At 62.5% G+C, this 22197-nt stretch carries 23 protein-coding genes, 1 tRNA gene and 1 pseudogene; 9 read left to right on the forward strand and 16 right to left on the reverse strand.

Annotated features, from left to right (window positions below):
• Positions 1 to 113 precede the first annotated feature (113 nt).
• Positions 114 to 899 (forward strand): DUF4397 domain-containing protein, encoded by a 786-nt coding sequence (locus LPA37_RS00230; protein WP_228975884.1) that lies wholly within the window; start codon positions 114 to 116, stop codon positions 897 to 899.
• A 223-nt stretch (positions 900 to 1122) separates the two neighbouring features.
• Here the strand turns inward: LPA37_RS00230 and LPA37_RS00235 are convergent, their stop codons facing one another.
• Together LPA37_RS00235 and LPA37_RS00240 are read right to left on the reverse strand one after the other, a co-directional pair.
• Positions 1123 to 1260 carry an entericidin A/B family lipoprotein gene (locus LPA37_RS00235; protein WP_228975881.1) on the reverse strand — a complete coding sequence of 46 codons (138 nt, stop codon included), beginning with the start codon at positions 1258 to 1260 and terminating at the stop codon, positions 1123 to 1125.
• 192 nt (positions 1261 to 1452) lie between these two features.
• A complete protein-coding gene (locus tag LPA37_RS00240) occupies positions 1453 to 2865 on the reverse strand; it encodes a sensor histidine kinase (protein ID WP_229011202.1) in 1413 nt (470 codons plus the stop codon).
• A 248-nt stretch (positions 2866 to 3113) separates the two neighbouring features.
• Between LPA37_RS00240 and LPA37_RS00245 the strand changes: the two genes are divergently transcribed.
• The 5 genes from LPA37_RS00245 (at position 3114) to LPA37_RS00265 (ending at position 5391) form a co-directional block, all read left to right on the forward strand.
• Complete coding sequence (locus LPA37_RS00245) at positions 3114 to 3290, forward strand: DUF1328 domain-containing protein (RefSeq protein ID WP_228975880.1); 177 nt, start codon at positions 3114 to 3116, stop codon at positions 3288 to 3290.
• Positions 3291 to 3359: 69 nt separating this feature from the next.
• Positions 3360 to 3521, forward strand: coding sequence for a DUF1328 domain-containing protein (locus tag LPA37_RS00250; protein ID WP_228975878.1), 162 nt, complete (start codon positions 3360 to 3362; stop codon positions 3519 to 3521).
• Positions 3522 to 3606: 85 nt separating this feature from the next.
• Positions 3607 to 4170, forward strand: a complete 564-nt coding sequence (locus tag LPA37_RS00255) for a ferritin-like domain-containing protein (RefSeq protein ID WP_228975875.1) — start codon at positions 3607 to 3609, stop codon at positions 4168 to 4170.
• A 131-nt stretch (positions 4171 to 4301) separates the two neighbouring features.
• Positions 4302 to 4934 (forward strand): response regulator, encoded by a 633-nt coding sequence (locus LPA37_RS00260; protein ID WP_228975873.1) that lies wholly within the window; start codon positions 4302 to 4304, stop codon positions 4932 to 4934.
• A gap of 22 nt (positions 4935 to 4956) precedes the next feature.
• The gene (locus tag LPA37_RS00265) at positions 4957 to 5391 is read left to right on the forward strand and encodes a response regulator (protein WP_228975871.1); all 435 of its coding nucleotides are present in this window, start codon (positions 4957 to 4959) and stop codon (positions 5389 to 5391) included.
• Between the two features lie 55 nt (positions 5392 to 5446).
• Here LPA37_RS00265 and LPA37_RS00270 read toward each other — a convergent pair whose 3' ends face one another.
• The 7 genes from LPA37_RS00270 to LPA37_RS00300 form a co-directional block, all read right to left on the reverse strand.
• Positions 5447 to 6652 (reverse strand): MFS transporter, encoded by a 1206-nt coding sequence (locus tag LPA37_RS00270; RefSeq protein WP_229010987.1) that lies wholly within the window; start codon positions 6650 to 6652, stop codon positions 5447 to 5449.
• Positions 6653 to 6848: 196 nt separating this feature from the next.
• Positions 6849 to 7676, reverse strand: a complete 828-nt coding sequence (locus LPA37_RS00275) for a phosphodiesterase (protein WP_228975859.1) — start codon at positions 7674 to 7676, stop codon at positions 6849 to 6851.
• A 50-nt stretch (positions 7677 to 7726) separates the two neighbouring features.
• Positions 7727 to 8776, reverse strand: a complete 1050-nt coding sequence (locus LPA37_RS00280; protein WP_228975855.1) for an ABC transporter ATP-binding protein — start codon at positions 8774 to 8776, stop codon at positions 7727 to 7729.
• Positions 8773 to 9699 carry an ABC transporter permease gene (locus LPA37_RS00285; RefSeq protein ID WP_228975853.1) on the reverse strand — a complete coding sequence of 309 codons (927 nt, stop codon included), beginning with the start codon at positions 9697 to 9699 and terminating at the stop codon, positions 8773 to 8775. The genes LPA37_RS00280 and LPA37_RS00285 overlap by 4 nt, the downstream gene beginning before the upstream one ends.
• 20 nt (positions 9700 to 9719) lie before the next feature.
• The gene (locus LPA37_RS00290) at positions 9720 to 10544 is read right to left on the reverse strand and encodes an ABC transporter permease (RefSeq protein WP_229010989.1); all 825 of its coding nucleotides are present in this window, start codon (positions 10542 to 10544) and stop codon (positions 9720 to 9722) included.
• Between the two features lie 88 nt (positions 10545 to 10632).
• Positions 10633 to 11622 (reverse strand): ABC transporter substrate-binding protein, encoded by a 990-nt coding sequence (locus LPA37_RS00295; RefSeq protein WP_229011204.1) that lies wholly within the window; start codon positions 11620 to 11622, stop codon positions 10633 to 10635.
• Between the two features lie 136 nt (positions 11623 to 11758).
• Positions 11759 to 12814: a substrate-binding domain-containing protein gene (locus tag LPA37_RS00300; protein ID WP_228975850.1), complete on the reverse strand. Its 1056-nt coding sequence runs from the start codon at positions 12812 to 12814 to the stop codon at positions 11759 to 11761.
• A 159-nt stretch (positions 12815 to 12973) separates the two neighbouring features.
• Here LPA37_RS00300 and LPA37_RS00305 point away from each other — a divergent pair, with 159 nt between their 5' ends.
• A complete protein-coding gene (locus LPA37_RS00305; protein ID WP_228975846.1) occupies positions 12974 to 14458 on the forward strand; it encodes a SulP family inorganic anion transporter in 1485 nt (494 codons plus the stop codon).
• 57 nt (positions 14459 to 14515) lie between these two features.
• On the opposite strand, the gene otsA is transcribed toward LPA37_RS00305, so the two are convergent.
• The 5 genes and pseudogenes from otsA to mug form a co-directional block, all read right to left on the reverse strand.
• Entirely contained in the window at positions 14516 to 15949 is a 1434-nt protein-coding gene (gene otsA / locus LPA37_RS00310) for an alpha,alpha-trehalose-phosphate synthase (UDP-forming) (protein WP_228976102.1), read from the reverse strand.
• Positions 15950 to 16500: 551 nt separating this feature from the next.
• Positions 16501 to 16585, reverse strand: a tRNA-Leu gene (locus LPA37_RS00315).
• Positions 16586 to 16690: 105 nt separating this feature from the next.
• On the reverse strand, positions 16691 to 16888 hold the full coding sequence (locus LPA37_RS00320) for a Clp protease/crotonase-like domain-containing protein (RefSeq protein ID WP_229010991.1): 198 nt from the start codon (positions 16886 to 16888) through the stop codon (positions 16691 to 16693).
• Between the two features lie 290 nt (positions 16889 to 17178).
• Positions 17179 to 17419: pseudogene (locus LPA37_RS00325) on the reverse strand (TolC family protein); the annotation flags it as partial.
• Between the two features lie 141 nt (positions 17420 to 17560).
• Complete coding sequence (mug, locus tag LPA37_RS00330; RefSeq protein WP_228976101.1) at positions 17561 to 18118, reverse strand: G/U mismatch-specific DNA glycosylase; 558 nt, start codon at positions 18116 to 18118, stop codon at positions 17561 to 17563.
• A gap of 21 nt (positions 18119 to 18139) precedes the next feature.
• On the opposite strand from mug, the gene LPA37_RS00335 reads away from it, so the two are divergent.
• Positions 18140 to 18913, forward strand: a complete 774-nt coding sequence (locus LPA37_RS00335) for a hypothetical protein (RefSeq protein ID WP_229010992.1) — start codon at positions 18140 to 18142, stop codon at positions 18911 to 18913.
• On the opposite strand, the gene LPA37_RS00340 is transcribed toward LPA37_RS00335, so the two are convergent.
• Entirely contained in the window at positions 18856 to 20484 is a 1629-nt protein-coding gene (locus LPA37_RS00340; protein WP_229010995.1) for a tannase/feruloyl esterase family alpha/beta hydrolase, read from the reverse strand. The genes LPA37_RS00335 and LPA37_RS00340 overlap by 58 nt on opposite strands.
• 86 nt (positions 20485 to 20570) lie before the next feature.
• On the reverse strand, positions 20571 to 21677 hold the full coding sequence (locus tag LPA37_RS00345) for an OpgC domain-containing protein (RefSeq protein ID WP_228975839.1): 1107 nt from the start codon (positions 21675 to 21677) through the stop codon (positions 20571 to 20573).
• A gap of 200 nt (positions 21678 to 21877) precedes the next feature.
• Between LPA37_RS00345 and LPA37_RS00350 the strand changes: the two genes are divergently transcribed.
• Positions 21878 to 22186: a high-potential iron-sulfur protein gene (locus LPA37_RS00350; RefSeq protein WP_229010998.1), complete on the forward strand. Its 309-nt coding sequence runs from the start codon at positions 21878 to 21880 to the stop codon at positions 22184 to 22186.
• Positions 22187 to 22197 lie beyond the last annotated feature (11 nt).

A 22197-nucleotide genomic window follows, 5' to 3' on the forward strand; every position in this document is an offset into this window, starting at 1 on the left:
CGTTTAGACGAAGGTACTGCACGACGCCATTTCAACGAACGACGAAACAGGTGCCGGCAGAAAACGGCGACCACACATTAACGGCTTAAAGCCATTTGTGAGAGGTGGAGAACATGAAGCTTATCCGAACCATGGCGGCGCTGGCTGGCGCGGCATCGATCCTGTCGGCGTGCGGTGGCGGCACCAACGACGTAGGCAAGGAGCTCGGGTTGACGAACCCGGTTATTCACTTCGTTCATGCAATCCCGAGCGGCCCGACTGTCGACTTTCTCGTGAACGGCGCAGCGCTGCAAACCAAAATCGACTACAAGGGAGTGACGAACTTCGCGAACATCAACACCGGACAGACCTCGGTGGCTTATGCCGCCACGGGCACGACGACACCGCTTGCAAGCGGCTCGTTTCCTGATGTCGCGAAAGGTCATGAATACACGGTGCTCGCGGTCCCCGGGCTGCCGACACCGGATATCGGCCTGATCGACGATCCGTTCGACAAGGGGCTGCTGTCCAATAGCGCCCGCGTGCGTGGCTTCAATGCATCGGTGAACGCCCAGAACATCGACCTGTATCTCGTTGCGCCGGGCACCGACATCACAACCGTGAGCCCGACGATGTCAGGCCTTTCGTTCAAGAATGCGGTGCCTGCAAGCGGCCAGGATTCGATCTATGTGAACGGCGGCACGTACGTGCTGATCGCGACGACGGCGGGCAGCAAGACGAAGATCTACCAGTCGGGCTCGTTCACGCTCGGCAATAACGCGGACTGGCTGATCACTTCGGTGCCGACCGCGGGCGCGCTGAGCCAGGCGATTCCGAACCAGTTGCATATGCTCGTCGCGCAAGGCGGCAATACGACCACGCCCGCGATCGAACTGAACGATACCCTCACCGGGCTCTGATGCCGGTGAAACGGCTCGCGCTGGAATAACGCAGGCGACATGGCGGGGGGGAGGGCACGACGGCGATCCACGAGCGTGGATCGCCGTTTTGTCTTGATACATGTGCATCCGCGAACCGGATGCACAAACAACAAAAATGCCCGTCGCATTCGGCGCGACGGGCAGGCAGCCCTCGGAGGCCAAAGTCAGGGCGCGCACCTGAAGGCGCGCGCGGACAGCGGATTTACTTGGCCTTTTCCGCCGAGTTCGAAATGGCGTTGCCGCCTTTGGAGATATCCTGGCCCGCGCCCGCAACGGTATTGCAGCCGGTGACCAGCATCGCGGACCCTGCGAGCAGAAGCAAAGCGATCAGTCGAGTCATGAGTGTTCCCCTTATGAAGTGTGGCATTGGCAAACGCGCCGTGTGGCTCGACGCGTGCTATCTATCGTCCGACCGGGCGATGAAGCAGGCCGATCGGGTCTGATTGTATGTTAAAAAAGGGGGCAGGCAGGCGCTGTCGGTGCGGCGGCGATTTTCCTGTAGGCACACTCCGGTGTTTGCGTCGGTGCAGTCCTACGTGCGCACACCGGGTGTCGTGACCGGCGGCGCGGAGGTCGGGGGCGCCCCGTCGGACGGCGCGATCGTGCTGGCCGTCGGCATTGTGACGCGAATGTCCGTGCCGCCGGCAACGCCGCGCCGGATGTCGAAGTGACCGCCGCGCGCGGCGACCCGCTGGCGCATGCCGAGCAGCCCGTGAGTGTGCGTGCGCCTGAGATCGGCCGGTGTGATGCCGATGCCGTTGTCCGCGATATCGAGCGCGACCTGGTCTGCGTGAACCGTCAGGCCGATCGACACGCGCGACGCGTTCGCATACTTCGCGGCGTTCGTCAGCGATTCCTGGGCGACGCGAAAGAGGGCGATTTCCGTCTGCTCGTCGAGCTTGATGTCGTCTTCGGGAAGGCGCTGGTCGAGCACCCAGCCATTGCGTTGGGCCGCTTCGTCGCCGAGCGTGCGAAGCGCGGTGACGAGCCCGAAATTGGCGAGCACGGTGGGCCGCATGTCCTCGATGATGCGCCGCTTCAGCGCAATACCCTGATCCAGATTGGCCAGCGCGCGCGCGAGCTTTTCGGAAATCGCGGGCTCGTTGTCCTTCAGCTTGCGGTTCGCCCATGCGACATCCATCTTGCTCGCCGTGAGAATCGCGCCGAGTTCGTCGTGCAGTTCGCGCGCAAGCTGCGTTTTCTCGTTTTCGCTGACGGCCTGCAGATGCCAGCCGAGCGCTTCGAGCTGGCGTGTGCGCTCGGTGACAAGCTGGTCGAGCTCTTCCTGTTGCGTGATCAGCTGGCGCTGCACGCGCGCCTGTCGCTCGAACTGGATGCCGAGGTTACGGAACAGCAGAATGAACAGGACGATGTTCAGCGCCGACAGCCCGCCCGCAATGAACGTCGAGATGCGCTGGTCGCCGCGGCTCGCATCGAGGGCGTGCTGGGCACGGCGCTCTTCGTTGTCGCGCAGCAGCGCGAGCGTGCTGTCGATCAGCGCGGTATCGACGGGACGTGCCTCTGTCGTGGCCGGACAGGTCGCCAGACCGGCGTCGGGCCCGGCATGTTGCAGCGCGTCGCGACCGGCGCCCGTGCGCGCCTCGATCAGCCGCGCGATCTGGCGGAAGCCTGTCTCTTCCGCGCTGTCGGCCCGATGACGGAAGTAGGCGTCGAGTTGCTGCGAGGTCTGACGAATCTTCCCTGCGGTCGTGCAATAGCCGCTTGCCCATAGCTGCTGTTTCGTCAGAAGGAATGTGCTTTCGTCGGCGGTGAGCTGCGCAAGCTGTGCGGCGAGCGTGCCCAGTTGCACCGTTGCATCTTTCGCTTCGAGTGCGGTTTCGTATTCGTCAGCGATGCGCTGGCGTCCCGTTTCGAGAATCACAAGACCCCCGACTGTGATGACGATCGCTACCGTCATCGCAATCGTCCAGCTGCGATCGCGCATCCAGTCGTTGAGTCGTGTCGCTGTATTCAAGGTCGCTCCTGAATTGAAGCACCAGTGTAGCGTCTGTCATGCCTTCTGCCGCGTGCTCCGGTCAACGCAGACGGCGCATGAGCGCGAGTAAAGCTTCCGTCATGGCGTGTAAGCGGATTCTCACACGAAAAACGGCGTGAGCCGGAGTGTCAACGTCGACGTGCATCTTTACCATGAGAATCAGTCCCGGTCTTTTACGCATACAGGAGGAAACGATCATGCTCAAATGGGCGCTGATTTTCGCCGTCATCGCGGTCGTCGCCGGCCTCTGTGGATTCACCGGCATTGCAGCAGGCGCAGCGGGAATCGCCAAATTCCTGTTCGTGCTGTTCCTGATCCTGTGCGTGGTGTTTCTTGTAATCGGCTTCGTCATCACGAAAAAAATCGTCGACTAGCGAAACGCGTTCTGGAGCCCGTTCCATTCAATGCTTTAACCAGAACCAGCAGTCACAGGGAGAAACGCCATGCTTCACTATGCGCTCATATTTTTCGTCATAGCGATCATCGCCGCCGTGTTCGGTTTTACCGGCATCGCGGCGGGCGCGGCGGAAATCGCGAAGATTCTGTTCTATATTTTTCTGGTCGTCTTCGTCGTCACACTGCTGCTCGGCGTGTTTCGAACCTAGCCAGAACATTCGCCACTATCAAGCGCGTGGCCGCTTTCGCAGCATGCGCGCAGTCCCCCCACGGATCAATACAAGGAGTTGCTAAATGTCGAAAACCTCTAGCGGGCAAAGCACGGCGAAAGGCTCTTTTGTGATGGATGTGAAGAAGATCCGCGAGCAGGCGCGCCAGCACATGTCCGAAGGATCGGTCACACAAAGCTATGCCGCGGATCGTGAGACAGTGCTCAAGCTGCTGAACGATTCGCTCGCGACGGAAATCATCTGCGTGCTGCGTTACAAGCGCCATTACTTCATGGCCAAAGGGATCAATTCGGAAGGCGTCGCCACGGAGTTTCTCGAGCACGCCAACGAAGAGCAAGGTCACGCCGACACGCTCGCCGCACGCATCGTGCAACTGGGCGGCGAACCGGACTTCGCGCCCGACGGCCTCGCTTCGCGCGCGCATTCGGAATACAAGGAAGGCAAGGATCTGACCGACATGATCCGCGAGAACCTGATCGCCGAGCGCATCGCCATCGATTCGTATCGCGAGATCATTAACTATATCGGCGACAAGGACGTCACGACGCGCCGTATCTTCGAGGAAATCCTTGCTGTCGAAGAAGAGCATGCCGACGATATGGCGGATCTGCTCGAAGGCCGCAAGTAGGTGAGCCGGCGGATGAAACGGCAAACGCCGCGGTGCGGTTGCGTGGCACGGAAGCGGTCCCGGCTTGCATGCGCCGGGACACCACTACAATAGGTGCTCTGGATGGATCGCCACGGCATGGATGGGAACCGATGATTCGAGTCTTGATAGCGGACGATCACGCCATCGTACGAGGCGGGTTCAGACAGTTCGTCGCCGATGAGCCGGACATGTGCGTCGCGGCGGAAGCCTCGACCGGCGACGAAGCGATCAGTCACGTGCGTGAGCAGGCGTTCGACGTTGTGCTGCTCGATATCGCGATGCCCGACAAGAACGGCATCGATACGCTGCGCGTCATCAAGCAGGTGCGCCCCGAGCAGGGCGTGCTGATTCTGTCCGGCTATCCCGAGAGCCAATATGCGATCAATCTGCTGCGCGCGGGTGCCAACGGCTATCTGAACAAGGACTGCGAGCCCGACGAGATCGTGCGGGCGATCCGCGCGGTGGCGCGTGGACACCGTTATCTGTCGGAGACGATAGCCGATACGCTTGCGAACAATCTCGACAAACCGGCCGCGGGCCAGCCGCACGAGCAGTTATCGGAGCGCGAATTCCAGATCTTCCGCAAGCTTGCCGCCGGACAGATTCCCACCGATATCGCCGAGGAACTGCATCTCTCCGTGAAGACAGTGAGCACCTATCGCGCGCGCGTGCTGGAGAAAATGAATCTCACGAACAACGCGGACCTGACGTACTACGCGATCAAGAGCGGCCTGATCGAGTAGGCATGCAATGGCAAACCATCCCATGAGCCGCGAACCTGAAACGCTTTCCGACGAAACCCGCAGCGCGCCGTTACGCGTGCTGCTGATCGAGGATTCGCCGCTGATCCGGCGCAGTCTGGTGGAAGCGATCGATGCTTCCGGCACGCTCCAGGTGGCCGCCTGGGCCGATACTGCCGACGACGCCATCGCGCTGCTCGACGGCGAGCGGTTCGACGCCGTGATCGTCGATCTGCAGCTCAAGCACGGTTCAGGCGTGCCGGTACTGGCTTATCTTCAGCGCGACGGACTGATCGACACGACTTTTGCGGCGGTACTCACGAATCACGCCTTGCCGGCGTACCGCGCGCGCTGCGAGCAGTATGGCGTCCGCCACTTCTACGACAAATCGTTCGAATTCGATCGCGTGATCGACGCGTTGCACGACTACGCGCGCTCGCGCGGCAGCCGGCCCGTCTGATTGTCGACGGACCACGCGACCGGTCCCAGATGGTTCAGATGAATGCGCGACGCGTTCAGGTCGCGCGGACCGCTGCCGGACCACCGCGCAGATGATTCCATGCCGCGAGCGCGGCGCACAGAAAACCGGCAACCGACACACCGATCCAGCCAGCCGCCTGCCACGTGAGCGCGCCGATTGCCGATCCTGCCGCACCGCCGATGAAATAGCACACCATGTAGACCGTATTCACGCGGCTGCGCGCTTCGGGCTTGAGTGCGTAGATGCGCGACTGGTTGGAAATCTGCGCGGCCTGCACGCCGATATCGAGCACGATCACACCGACGACCAGCCCGGCAATGCTCGCGCCCGACACGCCGAAAATCACAAACGACACGGCGACGAGCCCGATCGCGAGTGTGATGATCGAGCGCGGCCCGCGCCGGTCGGAGAACTTGCCGGCAAGCGGCGCGGCCAGCGCGCCCGCGGCGCCCACGATGCCGAAGAGGCCAGCCGCCTGCGGCCCCAGATGAAACGGCGGCCCGGCAAGCAGCAGCGACAGCACCGACCAGAAGATACTGAACGCGGCGAACAGCGCGGCGCCCGTGAGCGATGCCTCGCGCAGCCCGCGGTGCTCCACGCTCAGATGCCACATCGAGGCGAGCAGTTTGCCGTAGCTGAGCGTCGACGTCGGCTTGCTGTGCGGCAGGCGCATCACGATGACAACCGAGAGGCCAAGCAACGCGACGACCGAGGCAAAGAACACCGCACGCCAGCCGAAATACTCCGCGACAAAACCCGCGGCGGTCCGGGCGAGCAGGATGCCGAGCAGGAGGCCGCTCATCACCATGCCGACGGCGTGTCCGCGAGCCGAGGGCGGTGCCAGTTCGGCCGCGAACGGCACGGCCTGCTGCGCGATCGTCGCCAGTACGCCGATCGCGAGGCTCGCGACAATCAGGACCGTAAGGCTGGGGGCGATGCCCGCGACGAGCAGCGAGACGCACATGCCGGCCGTCTGCAGCAGGATCAGGAAGCGCCGGTCGAAGCGGTCCCCAAGCGGCGCGAGCAGCAGCATGCCGAGCGCGTAGCCAAGCTGCGTGACCGCCGGTACAGCGCCGATCCACGACGCGCTGTGCGGAAACGACTGACGGAAATCGTCGAGCAGCGGCTGGTTGTAATAGATGTTGGCGGCGCCGACCCCGGCGATCGTCGCGAGCAGCAACAACAGGCCGCGCAGCGAAGCAGGGGAAGGATCGGTAGCACTCGAACCGGATGTGGACATGGAAATACGTAAAGGCGAACGGGATGGGCTCAACCGGCCAGTCAATCAGCTGCCCAGCCGGAGAGGCGGTGCCGCGCATCGGCGGCACCTTGAGCGTGCCGATCATACCGGAGCGCGCGCGACCCTGCTGGGCATGGCTTTGTGCCCTTGCGCCTTCGCGTCGTTTCGCCTTTGTACGCTCTTGCCGCGGACGCGCTCAGTCGATCAACGCGCCAGCCGGCTCATGGAACGGATATGGGCCGTCGGCGGCGTCGACATACGCGTGATGCGTGACGATGCCGGTGGCGGGCTCGTAGCGGTGCAACGCGAACGCGGGCGGTTCCAGCACGAAGGCGGACGGCGCATCGTCGCGCAGATCGAGCGCGACCTGATGGGCGGGCGCGGGCACAGCTGACGCAATCGTGCCGCCGAAGCGCACGAACATCGGCCGGTGCACGTGGCCGCAGATCACGCGCTCGACGTTCGGATGCTGCGCGATGAGCGCTGCGAGACGCACGGCGGCGGGCGGATCGAGCCGCGCGCGGTCCATATGACCGATGCCGCATTCGAACGGCGGATGATGCAGCGCGACGATCACGGGCCGGTTGCGCGCGACGTCGAGTTGCGTGACGAGCCACGCGAGACGCGCGTCGCACAGCTGGCCCGCGCTCTGGCCAGGCTGCAGCGAATCGAGCGCGATGAAGCGGATCGGGCCGATGTCGGCGGCGTAGTGCACGAACTCGCCGCCTTCGAACAGTTCCGCGCGCTCGGGAAACACCTCGCGAATTTCAGCGCGCCCGTCATGATTGCCGAGCAGCAGGTAATACGGAATCTCGAGCGCGGCGAGCAGCGACTTCAGATGACGATATTGTTCGACCGTGCCCTGGTCGACGAGATCGCCCGTCATCAGCACCACGTCGGGTCGCGGTACCAGCGCATTGAGCCGTACGATGCAACGCTGAAGTGCGGCGGCGGTATCGACGCGCCGGTAGGCGAGCGCGCCGGGGGTCTTGATGTGCAGGTCGCTGATCTGGGCGATAAGCATGAAGAAAGGTCCTTACGTACGTAGTCAGACGTTTGAACAGTATTGCATTATCACGCGAGCGCGATCAGCGCGTCCTCGGCGATCGACAGCCCGACTGGTGTTCCGCACGCCAGTTCGACGCGCCCGGCGACATCGACGACGAGCACATCGGGTGCCGCGCCACGGATCGTGAGGCGTGTACGTTCGCCGAGGAACGACGCACCGTCGATCGTCCCACGCAGTTGCGCGTGCGCCGGGTCGACCAGTTGCGCGTCCTCGGGCCGGAAAAACAGTTCGCGCGTACCCGTGCCGGACGCGTGCGCCGGACGTGCCGCCGGCACTGCGCCGCCGGTCGTGATCAACGCGCCATCGCGCCATTCTCCCGCAAGCCGGTTGATCGTGCCGATGAACCCGGCGACGGTGCGGTTCGCCGGCTGGTAGTAAATGCCGCGCGGCGTGCCGATCTGCTCGATGCGTCCCGCGCTCATCACGACGATGCGATCGCCGAGTTCCATCGCTTCGGCCTGGTCGTGCGTGACGTAGACGGTCGTTACACCGAGATCGCGCAGCAGCGTATTCATTTCAGCGCGCAATGCGTCGCGCAGACGCGCGTCGAGCGCGGTCAGCGGTTCGTCGAGTAACAGCACGCGCGGTTGCAGCGCGAGCGCACGCGCCAGTGCGACGCGCTGGCGCTGGCCGCCCGAGAGCTGGTCGACCGGCTTGTCGGCGTGGTCGGTGAGACGCATCATCGCGAGCAGTTCGTCGACGCGCCCACGCAACGTCGCGGCCGCGACGCGCCGGATTTTCAGGCCATAGCCGATATTGCCGCGCACGTTCAGATTCGGGAACAGCGCGTAACTCTGGAACACCATGCCGACCTGGCGTCGCTCGATGGGCAGCGCCGTGACATCTTCGTCGCCGAACAGCACGCGGCCGCCGGCGTCGGGCGTTTCGAGGCCGGCAATCATGCGCAGCGTCGTGGTCTTGCCGCAGCCTGACGGCCCGAGCAGCACCAGTGTTTCGCCTGCCTCGATCGACAGGTCGAGCGGTTCGAGCACGCGGGTATCGCGAAACGTCTTCGAGCAGCGGTTCAGCGTGATGGGAACGGAGGCGAGTTTCATGGCGTAACGTCCGGATGGTTCGGGGTATCGGGCGAAGAGAGCGGGGCACGCGCGCGATGTTTCGAAGCGCCGCGCCGCTGCCCGGTGGCATCGACGCCGAGCCATTGCATGACGATCAGCAGCGGCATCGTCATCAGGAAGAAGAGGATCGTGTACGCGCTGCCGATTTCGATACGTAACGATGCATACGTGTCGGCGAGCCCGACCGGGAGCGTCCTGGTATCGGGTGTATGCAGCATCCACGTGAGGTTGAATTCGCCGATCGACAGCGTGAGCACGGCAAGCGCGCCCGCGACGATGCCGGGTTTCGCGTTCGGCAGGACGATCGTGACGAAGCGCTGAAAAAACCTCGCGCCGAGACTTGCCGCGCCTTCTTCAAGCGTACGCAGATCGGACCCCGCGCAGACGGCGGAGACGGCGCGCACCATGAACGGCAACGTGAACACCACATGACCGGCGACGATAAACGCAACGCTCATGCGAAACATCGTCCATCCGCCGTATACGACGAGAAGCGCGAGCGCGGAAGCGAGCCCCGGCAGCGCGACGGGCAGTACCAGCAGTTCCTCGATGACACGTGACAGACGCGTCTTGCTGCGCGCGAGGGCGTAACCCGCCGGAACGCCGGTCAGCAGCGTGATGACGAGCGTGGCCGCCGCGACTTCGAGCGAAAGAAACACCGACGCGTGATACTGCGTCCACACTTCGACGAGCCAGCGCAACGTCAGTCCGCTCGCGACGCCCTGAAAATAGTTGACCGTCAATCCCGCGACGATCGACATCACGACGGGAAGAATCAGGAACGCGCACAGCAGGAGCGTAACGCACCATTGCCCGAGCGCGAGCCACGTACGCAGAGAGGGAAACCTGGACGCGCGTCCCGCAGGCGCCGTCGATGCACTGCTGTGTGCGAGCGAACTCATGATGCGCTGATCCTCCTGCATTACGCGGTAGCGGCAACTGCCGATCCGGTTGCGCTTCGCGCGAGCGCCAGTACCAGCCACGTCACGACGCCGAGCAGGATCGACAGGCCCGCGGCCGTCACCATGTTCGCGTTCAGCGTGAACTCGGTGTAGATGGTCATCGGTAGCACGTCGATGTCGGTGGCGAGCGTGAACGCGGTGCCGAACGCGCCCATCGCGGTCGCGAAGCACACCGCACCGGCGGCGATCAAGCCTGGTGAGAGCGCCGGCAGAACGACGTCGCGCATGATCTGCCACGGCGATGCACCGAGCGAGCGCGCGGCTTCTTCGAGCGACGCATCGAGTTTCGTGGCCGATGCCATTACCGTGACGATCACGCGGGGGATCGAGAAATACAGGTAGCCGAGAAAGAGCCCGCTCATCGAATACGCGAAGACCCAGCGGTCGCCGGTGAGTTTCAGCGAGAGCGCACCGATCAGACCTTGTCGCCCGGCGAGCATGATCACCATGAAGCCGACGACCACGCCGGGAAACGCGAGCGGAAACGTCAGCAATGCGAGCAGCGCGCGCTTGCCCGTGAATTCGCGACGTGCGAGCAGCAGACCCGCGATCACCGACAGCACGAGCGTCGTCAGCGTGACCGCGGCGGACAGGACGACGGTTGCGCCGAGGCTGCGCATATAGCGGCCATTGCCGAGCAGCATGCGATACGTTTCGAACGCGTGACCGTCGGCGCTGACCTGCAGCAGCACGACGACGGGGAACAGCCAGAACGCGATAAAGACGGCGAGCGCCGGTGCGAGCAGCGCGATGCGCCAGCGTAACGGGAACGTGATGTCGTGCATGACGGGTGTGAGAGGCGTAATAAACGTGGGCGTGCCGGCATTGTCGCGACCTGCGCGCGTTAAAACCGCGCACAGGTCGCGCTTTCGTTCAATGCATGATCTGCAGATAGCGTTCGCCGAAGGCGGTCTGCTTTGCGGCCATCTTGCCGAAGTCGACCGGCTGGGCGCGTGCGTAGTCGCTGGCGGGCAGGAACTTCGAAGCGGCCTCGCTGCTCATCGCGCCTGCGCGTACAGGGCGCAGATACGCGTTCGCCCACAGTGTCTGGCCTTCATCGGACAGCACGAAATCGAGCACCTTCCTGCCGTTCGCATCGTGCGGCGCGCCCTTCACGAGACTCATCACGTACGGCACGGAAATCGTGCCTTCCTTTGGAATCACGAACTCGACGTTCGCGTGATCCTTGTACTTCGCGCGATAGGCGTCGAAGTCATAGTCGAGCAGGATCGGAATTTCGCCGGACAGCACGCGCGCATAGGCCGTCTGTTTCGGCACGATCGGCGCGTTGGCCTTCATCTTGCAGAACCAGTCGAGGCCCGGCTCGAAATTATCGAGCGTGCCGCCCAATGCCTGATTCACCGCGACCGCCCCTGCGTAACCGACGAACGCACTCGACGGATCGAGATAACCCACCATGCCCTTATATTCGGGTTTCAGCAGATCCGCCCATGAGCGCGGCGCGGGTCTGCCTTCGAGTGCATCCTTGTTGACGAAGAAACCGAGCGTGCCGGAATGGATCGCGAACCAGTAACCCTGCGGGTCCTTCAGGTTCGCGGGAATGTCGTTCCAGTGCGCCGGTTTGTACGGCTGGATCACGCCTTTTTCCTTCGCCTGGAACGCCGAGGACACGCCGAGATATACGACATCGGCGACCGGGCTTTTCTGCTCGGCCATCAACTGCGCAATCGCCTGGCCCGAATTCTTGTTGTCGTACGGCACGCGAATACCGGTCTTCTGCTTGATCGCCGCGATCTGGCTGGCCCAGTCGGCCCATTCGGGCGGGCAGTTGTAGCAGATCGCGGTTTCTTCGGCGTGGGTGAGCGGTGCCGCCAGCAGCGCGGCCGACGCGACGAGCGTCATGCCTGCCGCGCGCACGAGCCGGCGCAGCAGCGAATCGATAACGAAGGGGCGACGGTTCACAACAGGTCTCCTTTCAGGGGAAGTGTCAATGCATACGGATGAAGCGTGAGCGTGGGAGAGGACGCGCGCGTGGATTTCACCGGCCTGCCTGCGGCAATTCGCGCGCGCGGGCGACACCGCCGTCGCTTGCGATGGCGGCGATCGTCGCGCCTGCGCGCAGCGTGTGCGGCAATGTCAGCGAGAGCGACGCATCGCTTTCATACGTGCCTTCGATGCGACCGGTGAGCCGGCGCCACGCGGCGCAGCCGATCTCGCGATTTGGCGCACCGATGCTCGCCAGCGGCGGCGACAGCAGGTCGCCGACCGCGAGCCCGTCAAAACCGAGAATCGACATATCGCGCGGCATGTCGAACTGCGCGCGGCGCAGGCCGCGCATCACGACCATCGCAAGCAGATCATTACTGCAAAACAGGGCGGTGGGACGCGCCGGGCCACGGGTCAGATGCGCGAGCACCGAAGGTGCGAGTTCGTCGGCATTGAAGTCGATCTCGAGCGCCGGTGCGGGCTGAAGACCGGCCTGCTGCATCGCCTGCGCGTAGCCTGCATGGCGCATCCGTGCGCGGTCCGACGCGGCAAGCGTGCCGGCGAGCATCAGGATGCGGCGATGGCCGTGGGCGATCAGCATGCGCACGCCATCGTATGCGGCAAGCCGGTTGTCGACCGAGACCGAGGGACGGCGCACCGTATCGTTATGCATCAACACGTAGAGCAAACTGTCGCGGTCGAGTTCGTCGAGCACGGGGTGCGTGTCGGCATCGGCGACAGTCAGGATCATTCCTTCGACACGTTGTGTGCGCAACGTCTCGATTGCGTGGCGTTCACGGTCGGCATCGTATTGCGTCGTCATCAGCATGAGGCGATAGCCTTGTGCCGAAGCGAGTTCGTCGATGCCCTGCAGACATTCCGCGAAGACAGGATTCGCGAGCGTCGGCAGCACGACGCCGACCAGGCGCGAGCGCTCGCCACGCAACTGGCGGCCAAGCGGACTGGGACGGAAGTGAAGGGCGTCGATCGATTGACGTACCTTGTCGAGCGTGACCGGATTGACGGTATGCGGTGCGTTGATCGCCCGTGAGACCGTTGCAATCGAGAAGCCCGCATGCGCCGCGACATCCTTGATCGTAGGAATCATCCACTCGCCCCGTGTTGTAAACGTTTTCGTCGAGCGGATTATCTGGAAGGTTTGTGACTGGGCGATGACGGCAGCGGGCCGCGGGTGCCACGCCGCCTGCGGAGTGGCATGTGAACAATCGGGTAGAATGCCGCGCTGCAACCGCACCCGGCTTTTCCAATGAAAACCCATACGCTACGCGAGGAGTGGTTCTCGAACATCCGCGCGGATATTCTCGCCGGCATTGTCGTCGCCCTTGCGCTCATTCCAGAAGCACTTGCATTTTCCATCATCGCAGGCGTCGACCCGAAGGTTGGCCTGTACGCCGCGTTCAGCATCGCGGTCGTGTCGGCAATCGCTGGCGGTCGTCCTGGCATGATTTCCGCGGCTACCGGCGCGGTGGCGCTGTTGCTCACGTCGCTCGTAAAGACACATGGTGTCGAATATGTCTTTGCCGCCGGCATTCTTGCCGGTGTGCTGCAGATCGGCGCAGGCCTGCTGAAACTCGGTGCGCTAATGCGCTTCGTGTCGCGCTCGGTGATCACGGGTTTCGTCAACGCGCTCGCGATCCTGATTTTCCTCGCGCAGATGCCTCAACTGCACAATGTGCCGTGGTACGTCTACCTGATGGTGGCTGGCGGCCTCGGCATCATTTATCTCTTTCCGCGCGTCACGCGGGCAGTGCCGTCGCCACTCGTGTGCATCATCGTGTTGACGGCGATTTCAATGGCGCTGCATTTAAGTTTGCACACCGTCGGCGATATGGGTTCGTTTCCAGATGAATTGCCGGTATTTTCGCTGCCACACGTCCCGTTCTCTTTCGACACACTGCGAATCATCTTTCCGTATTCGCTTGGCATCGCTGTAGTGGGTCTTCTTGAGTCGCTCATGACGGCGGCCATTGTGGATGACTTCACGGATACATCTAGCGACAAGAACCGGGAATGTCGCGGTCAGGGCTTCGCAAACATCGCAGCGGGTTTCCTGGGCGGCATGCCCGGGTGCGCGATGATCGGCCAGACGGTTATCAACGTAAGATCCGGCGGGCGAGGGCGTCTGTCCACATTCGTTGCCGGTGCGTTCCTGCTCGTACTCGTCGTGTTCCTGGGGCCGTGGGTCAAACAGATACCCATGGCCGCGCTCGTCGCGGTCATGATCATGGTTTCGATCAGCACATTCAACTGGCGCTCCATCCGGAACCTGCGGACGCACCCGAAAAGCTCATCGATCGTGATGCTGGCGACAGTCGCTGTCGTCGTGGCGACCGGGAATCTCGCCATCGGCGTCTTTATCGGCGTATTGCTAAGCGCGCTGTTCTTCACGTCGAAGGTGCGCCAGGTGCTGGTCGTCGAATCGTCGCTGGACGAAGCGAAAAGCGAGCGCCGCTACCTCATTCGCGGGCAGGTTTTTTTCGCTTCATCGGAAGCGCTTGTGTCGGAGTTCAACTTCAGGGAGACGGTCCAGTCGGTGCGTCTCGATCTGTCGCACGCACATTTCTGGGACCTCACGGCAATCGACGCGCTTGACCGGATCGTGCACAAGTTCCGTCGCAACGGCATCGCGGTCGAAACGACAGGGGTGAATCGGGCGAGCGCCACGATGATCGAGAAGTACGCGACGCACGATAAAGATACGCCGGCGGCACACTTCGAGCCTTCCCATTAAGCCATCGCGCACGAGGCCGCTTTACCACCCGGTGGGTTGTGCCGACCGCCTGGCAGACTAGTTCAGGAGATTTGCCGAACTGCTCACGACTGCCCGGAAATCGCCGCTGCTTTCCGTGGATGAGAGATCCGCGAGAAAACTCGAACTCCACCAGTGGACGTCGAACTGCCTGATCCGTTGCATCAATGCCGTGTGGCGGGCAGTCCGCTCTTCAATCGACATCGTGAGCGCACGCTGGATCGCAAGCGCGGTTCCTTGCGTATCGTACGGATTCACAAGGAGCGCTTCTTTTAGCTGCTCAGCCGCGCCCGCGAATCGGGATAGAACCAGCACGCCTGGATCCGACGGATCCTGTGCGGCAATAAATTCCTTGGCGACCAGATTCATGCCGTCACGCAGCGGCGTTACAAGCGCGACACGACTCGCGCGATAAAGACCGGGCAGCTTCTTGCGCGCGACATTGCGATGGATGTACCGAACCGGCATCCAGTCCAGTTCGCCATAGTCACCGTTGATCGCGCCGCACAGGCTGTCCATTTCAACGCGAAGATCGTCATACGCGCCCACGTCCTCCCGGCTTGGCGAGGCGATCTGGATGAGCGTCGCACTGTTGCGGTTCTCGGGATATTTCGCGAGAAGTTCACGAAAGGCATGGACCCGCTGCGGCAGACCTTTCGAGTAGTCCAGCCTGTCCACACCCAGAAGCAGGCGGCGGCGCGAGTACTCCTCGCGGATCTGCCCGAACATTTCGACGCCATCCCGGCTCCTTGCCAGGCTGGCGAATTCATCGACATCGATCCCGATTGGGTATGCCCCGACGCGCAGCGTGCGATTGAACGCACGCAGGCGGTTGCCAGGCAGCGTGTCGGCCTTTGCTTCGGACTCGACGTATCCGGCGAAATGGGTCACGTCCGCCTCGCTCTGAAAGCCGACCAGATCGTAGTCGAACAGTGAACGCATGAGCCATTCGTGCTCGGGAATCGCAGCCATGATGAGCGGCGGCGGCATGGGAATGTGCAGGAAGAATCCGATCCGGTTGCCACAACCCAGGGCGCGCAGTTCTGTAGCGAGGGGAATGAGGTGGTAGTCGTGGACCCAGATGATGTCGTCGGGTCTAAGCAGGGACATCAGCTTGCGGGCAAACAGCTGGTTGACACGCCGGTATCCGGCGGCGAATCGAACGTTGAAATTCGCGAGGTCGAGCCGGTAGTGAAATACCGGCCATAGAACCTTGTTCGAGTACCCGAGGTAGTAGGTATCGTGATCTTCCTGGGTCAGGTCGAGTGTCGCCAGTTGCACGTTGCCGACCGTTTGCAGCTTGATGTCGCTCTCGCCGGATGTCCCGGATTCGCTATCGCGAAGTTTTCCGCTCCAGCCAAACCACAGGCCACCCGTCTGTTGCAGACTCTCCTTCACTGCAACTGCAAGGCCGCCGGCTGCAGCCTTTCGGGGATCGGCGGTACGATTTGAAACAACGACAAGACGGCTCACTCGATCCTCGCGATGGGTTAAGACAGGCCAGGGCGAGGGCACAACGCAGGTCGGCGAATCTACCCGTTAGCGGCATTACTTGCCTGTCGCTACACGTCGTCCAATCATCCGGCACGAACAAAACACCTTTACCGAACACCTGTTTTTCACTAGAGCGTGTAAGCGATCGTAACACGGGCATACCGCTGCTACCAAACGGTCGCGATGGTCATGCGTGGCGGTACACGCAGGAAACTGGCGTTGCGAGAGGGTGATGAAGCGTTCGTTAAGTGTGCTACGGGATCGCGATAGACCGACGTTTCGTATCGTGTTTCTGGACTGGAATTTATTCGAGCGTTGCGAGGAACCGGAGATCTTGTGCGCCTGGCGTCAGGATCCCCTTATGACAATGGCAGTTCGAATAGAGATGGACGGCAGCCGGTTTGCCGGTCATCCCCCACATGTCCCCATTGTCAACGGAACCCTCCGAGTTTCCCGGGAAACAAAAAACCCTCGAAGCATTGCTGCATCAAGGGTTTAAGGAGTTTCCAGGAATCGACCGGCATACTAGCTGGTGCCGGGGACCGGACTTGAACCGGCAAGCTGTTAAGCGGCGGATTTTAAGTCCGCTATGTTTACCAATTTCATCACCCCGGCAGGGTCATAAAACGGACGAGATTCTATCACGCACGCTACCTTGTCAGTCAGGTCCGTGCCCACCTTTGCCCCATGAGGATCGAGCGAAATTCGGGAGTTCCGGCCTCAAGCGCCTTTGTATTGCGGCTCGCGCCTTGCAGCAAAAGCGGCGATCCCTTCGGTCGCATCGTCGGTAAGCAGCAAATTGCGTTGGAGTTCCGCCTCTTTGGCCAAACCTTGTTCCATTGGGAGCTCGAAACTGGCAAGAAGCGCCTGCCGAGCCGCCAACACTGCCAGGGGGCCATTTTTTGCTGTCAGCAGCACCTCCGTAGCTCGATGCCTGAACATCGTTGTCCTGTTGTGACTGGGCAGTGCGCATCCCGGCCTGACTTGCCGGACTGCTTTCCTGTGCGAAAGACAAGGCGGGTGCGGCCAGGGGCCGCGATGACAAGAGTGCGCGCAAAAGACTTCATGATGACCTCCGGAAACCCCCTGCTGCGAACGGATGTCCGCAGCACTTGAAAAAAACTACATGTACGGGGCAACCGGCATTCAGGACGATGCTCCGCCACGCACATCTTCCTTACCCATGGCGCTCACAACAAAACACCGCGTCAACGAGGAATGTCCTGTTGGGCATACGTTGATTCCCACCCGCCGCCAAGTACCTTGCATAGCGTGATGAGATTGGCGTCGGCGGCGGCCTTGCTCAAGGTTGCTCTGCGCGTCGAGCAACTGTTTTTGCACGTTAAGAACATCGAGAGAATCGACTGCGCCTGCCTTGTACGGTTGTCGTGCAATCGCCAGCGCGCGCTGGTTCAGGCTAACGACCGCTATCAGGCGATCACGACGCTGCGATGCAGGCGATCTTGCGGCGCGCGTCGCGATGGGTTATCTGATTGTCGGAGATGGGGCGCGTTTCTTAAAGCTCAGGCAGGCCGCGCGTGAATTTCCATGAACAGGCGTTCACGCTAACCACGGCCCGCATACGGTTCTCTAAACCGAGTCAGCCGTTGCGACTGCAAGACGAAGTTCACGGTAGGCGATCACCAGCACGTCGAGACTGAATGTACGGTTCAGGCCGCTGGGATTTGGCAGTACCCATGCGCGGGCGCCGCCGAACGCTGCCGGTTGCGGGCCCCAGCAGATATCGCGTTTGCCGGACATTGCCGAGAGCGCCATCTTTCCGAGGAAGGCGACGTATCGCGGCGCATGGCGTTCAATCTTCCGCTCGAATTCAGCCGCAGCCGCGTCGAACTCCCATTGTGACAACTCGTCCGCTCGTGCCGTCGGACGCGAGACTACGGTTGTCAGGCCACAACCATATTGCAGAAACGTGCGGTCGTCTTCAGGGCGAATCTGTTGAGGAGTAAAACCCGCTAGATGAACGGCCCGCCAGAACCGGTTGCCTCTGCCGGCAAAGTGACGGCCGGTCGATGCCGCACGGACGCCTGGATTTATTCCGCAAAATACAACTGATAGACCCGGTTCCAGAATATCCGGAAGACCTTGAAGTGAATCGGAGTGAGTCACGGATGGTGTCGGCCTTTTCATGAAGTACATTTGATTCACCGGATGGGAACAACCGGCTATGTCAGCGACGATACATGCCACTGGCTTTCCACGCAAAGGCTCACCTTCATCGATCCGGGCAAGCGGTCGCGCATCGTGGAGATGACGCGCGATGACGGTCTTGCGATCGCGAGAAAGCAGGTGGCGGTGCAGTCGCTGATTGCGGCGTTCCGCATGGTCGGCACGCGCAAGGCAAAGCTGGACCCGCTGCTGTGGACTTCGCCACATGCTCCAGTCGAACTCACGCCTCTGTTCCACGGCTTGTCGGCGGCAGACATGTCCACGCGCTTCAGCACGGCCGACACGTTGCTTTTCGACGAAGACGCAACGCTGCGCGATATCGTCACGGCGCTCGAAGAGACGTATTGCGGCACGCTGGGCGCCGAGTTCGACGGCAAGGATGGGGCCACCCTTCGGCAGGCGACGTCAAGCATCACAAGGGCTTTAGCAGTGTCACGCAGACGGGCGACGGGCCGTTCGATGTCGTGCTCGCATTCAATCCGTCACATCTGGAATTCGTCAACTGTGTTTCCAATGATGGGGCCTGGGCAAAGCTACCCGAACATGATTACCGGGCGGTTTATCCCGTCCCGCTCCAGGCAGGAACCCGGAGGGAAGGGCACAGGGCGTCAGGCGGCCGCGGATATGTTCCAGCCATTATTTCCCTGCTGCCAGGCAGAGCCGCTGGAACCGGTCGGGCCGGGTACGTCTCACATCGTTCAAGACTCCACGCAGATAAAACTGCTCGCGGAATTCACATTCCCCTTGCCGCCATAGCGCGGAAACATCGGATACCGGCATAGCGGCCGCGAACGTCCGTTGGTCGCCGCGGCGATATCGGTCGCGATCAGCGTCTCCGGGGCGGTGCCGCGCGTCACCCAGGTGTCGAGTGCACCGAGCAGATCCGTCGATGGAATGAACGCGCCGCTGCCGTGCTGGAAGCCAGGCACCATGTAAAGCCGCATGAACGAGTCGACCGTGCCGGAGCCGAAGCGGTCCACGAGTGCTTCGTAATACGCGATCGTCTGGTTCGGGCTGATGACTTCGTCTGCGAGCCCGTGCAGGGTGATCAGCTTGCCGCCGCGTGCGATATAGCGGCTCAGGTCGGGGTTCATCGCGCCGATCGTCCGCGAGAGCGCCACGATCTGCTGACGGTATCGGCCCGGATGCAGCACGTCGAACTTCAGCGAATCGAAGGCCGGGTCGCGCGCGATGAAGTACCGGGCGTAGCCGTTGCCCTGCGAAAACAGATAACCGTTTGCGACGATCGTGGGCGACGTGCCACAGGCGTCGTTGCGCGCAAGACCGAGCATGCCGGTGAAGAGCGCGCCCTGAAACACGTTGTAGCCGCGATAGCGGGTCACGTTCCATGCGAGCGGCCAGGGCAACGATATCCCGCCGCGTAGCACGTCGAGTGTCGCGAGCTGGGCATTCGACAGGCAGGTGCCGTTCGCGACGCCGGCTTCGCCCGGCGGACACCGTAACGAGGCGATCATGTCCGCCTCGTGCCTGCGACATGCGCTGACGTCGCTCACGATACCGTCTGCCGCGCCATCGAGCTGGTCGCACACTTCAAGCGTGCGCTGATAGACGCGCTCAAGCAGTGGCCGCGGCACGAAACCGCCCGGCGTCGCGTACTCGGTCTGGCCGACTTTCACGCCGAGCAGACGTACACCGGAAAAATTCAGCGCGGGCGAGTTGGCGATTACACCGTCGTAGTCGTCGGGAAAGCGCTGCATGACGGTGTAGCCTTCGCGTCCGCCCGTCGAGCCGCCGGCGAAGTACACGTGCTCGGGCCGTCGGCCGTAGGCGTGCCCGATCAGCGCGAGCGCGACGTCGTGTGTCTTCTTCAGATGCGCGTAGCCGAAGTTGACGACCGCTTCGTCGACGAGACCGAACACCGCGAGGGCGGAATTGCCGACGTGGCCGGAATCGTCGCCGAACGTCGCGTAGCCTTGCGCGAGCGGCGCGCGGTCCGGCCAGAACGGCATCACATCCGTGCCGCTCACCACGACGCCGTTATAGCCGCCGCCGCCCACCTGCAACGCGCGGCCGTTCCAGCGGCGTGGCAGGTTTACGTCGAAGCGGATATCGGGCGTGCCGACCTTCAGCGGCTTGATGCTGCCCGTGATCCGGCAGTATTCGCCGTCCTGGTTGTTGTGGGCAGTCGCGGCGATCATCTCCGCGGTGTCGATTCGCGCGCCGCCAGTGGGCAGACCGATGATCCCGGGCGGCAGCGTGAGTCCGGCGAGCTGGATGCATTGCATCGCGAACGTCGGTTCGGCCGCCGCCGCCGCGCCTGCGCTGCCAACACCCGCGGCCAGCAGCAACACGGAGCAAACGCGCATACGAAAGGACACACGCAGCGGCACACGCACGGATACGCGCAAGGAGACGAAGGCGCGCGGGGCGCCGGATGAACCGGCTCGCGCGCTCATCCGCAGCCGGCGCTATTGACGGCCGTACGCGCCTGCAGGCCTTTCCACCCGCTCCAGCCGCGCGCGATGACAAGCATCGCCGTGATCGCGACGAGATCGCCGGCGAGCGCCGCCACCGTGTGCCCGAAGCCGGGCAGGCCGCGTGGCGTCGCGGTGTCGACGACGAGCGAGACCAGCGTGCCCGTGACGAAACACACGAGCCCGGTGCGTCCGACGGTCACGACGGCCGGCAGCCGCCGTGCCAGCCGCGCGATGCTGCCGGTATGCACGAAACGCGCGGCAAGCCACGCGATGACGAGGAAATTGATCACACGATCCATCGAGAGATTCTGTTTGAGATGACCCGGTAACGCCTGTGTCAGCACGAACAGCTTGACCACGGCGAACGCGAGCACGGCGGCGACGGCAATCCGTGTCAGCCAGCGCGCGGTATTCGACGTATGAAAACGCTCGCCGACCGGCTGCAGGCGGGACAGGATGCCGAGTACGAACATCAGTTGCCATGCAAACGGATTGAAAGCCCAATTGCCGACGTCGTCAATGCTGAAAAGCGAGGCTAGCGGACGCGCGAGCGCCCAGACAGCGAGGCTCAGCGTCATCGCAAGCAGTGCCGAGCGGCGCGCGAGCGGCACCGCGAACGGCACGCACAGCGCGAAGATCACATACATCGGCAATACGCTCGACAGATACGGCTGACGCCTGAGCACCGCGATATCGAGCGCTGCGCGCAGCGGCTCGCTGGAAAACGGTGGCCAGCCGGACAGCTCGACCATCGGCCGGTTCAGATGAAAGAGCGCGAGCGCGGCGCCCGAGACGAGCGTCAGCAGGGCGGTGAGCAGATACGCGCGATAGATTTCCCAGCTACGTCTGAAAAAGCGCTTCTGGGCGGCGCCCGGACCGCGACGGTCGAGCACGGCCATATAAGCCGCCGCCGATGCATAGCCGCCGAGAAACACGAACACTTCCGCCGAATCGCACAGCGCGTACGCGTGCAGCATCAGATGCGACAGCACGCTGCCGGGAATATGGTCCAGCACGATGACGATCAGCACGATCCCGCGGAAAAAATCCACTTCGATCGAACGGCCTTGATGCGAATTCATGAGTGTTCCCGCGTACGATATGTCTCTCTGTCGGAGCGGCATGAAAGCAGATCGTTCCGCGTAAACGCGGATAGTGTCAATTGAATTCGCGTGAGATCGCTGCGCTGCCAGCCAACTGAAATCACGCTGTCGGCGCGTGGTAATCCCGGTCGCGCAACACAGCGGTTTTCGACAAAACTCCCCACAATCCGGATCCGGTCATGCAAGCATCGCGTCGCAGCTTTCTCATTCTCAGCTCCGGCATGGTGTCGTCGCTGGCGTTGTCCCGCGCGGCCCTCGCCGACGCACCGAAACTCAGCGAGGACGATCCCGCTGCACAAAAACTCGGCTACCGGCTCGATGCCTCGAAGGTCGACCGCGCGAAATTTCCGGGCTGGGCGGCCAGCCAGACCTGCAGCAACTGCTCGCTTTATCAGGGCAGCGCGAGCGATCCGTACGGCGGTTGCGCGCTCTTTGGCGCGAAACAGGTCGCGGCGCACGGCTGGTGCGCGTCCTGGACGAATGCGTAGGCGGTGCTCGC

Source organism: Paraburkholderia gardini, from assembly GCF_907164545.1.
Lineage (GTDB): Bacteria > Pseudomonadota > Gammaproteobacteria > Burkholderiales > Burkholderiaceae > Paraburkholderia > Paraburkholderia gardini.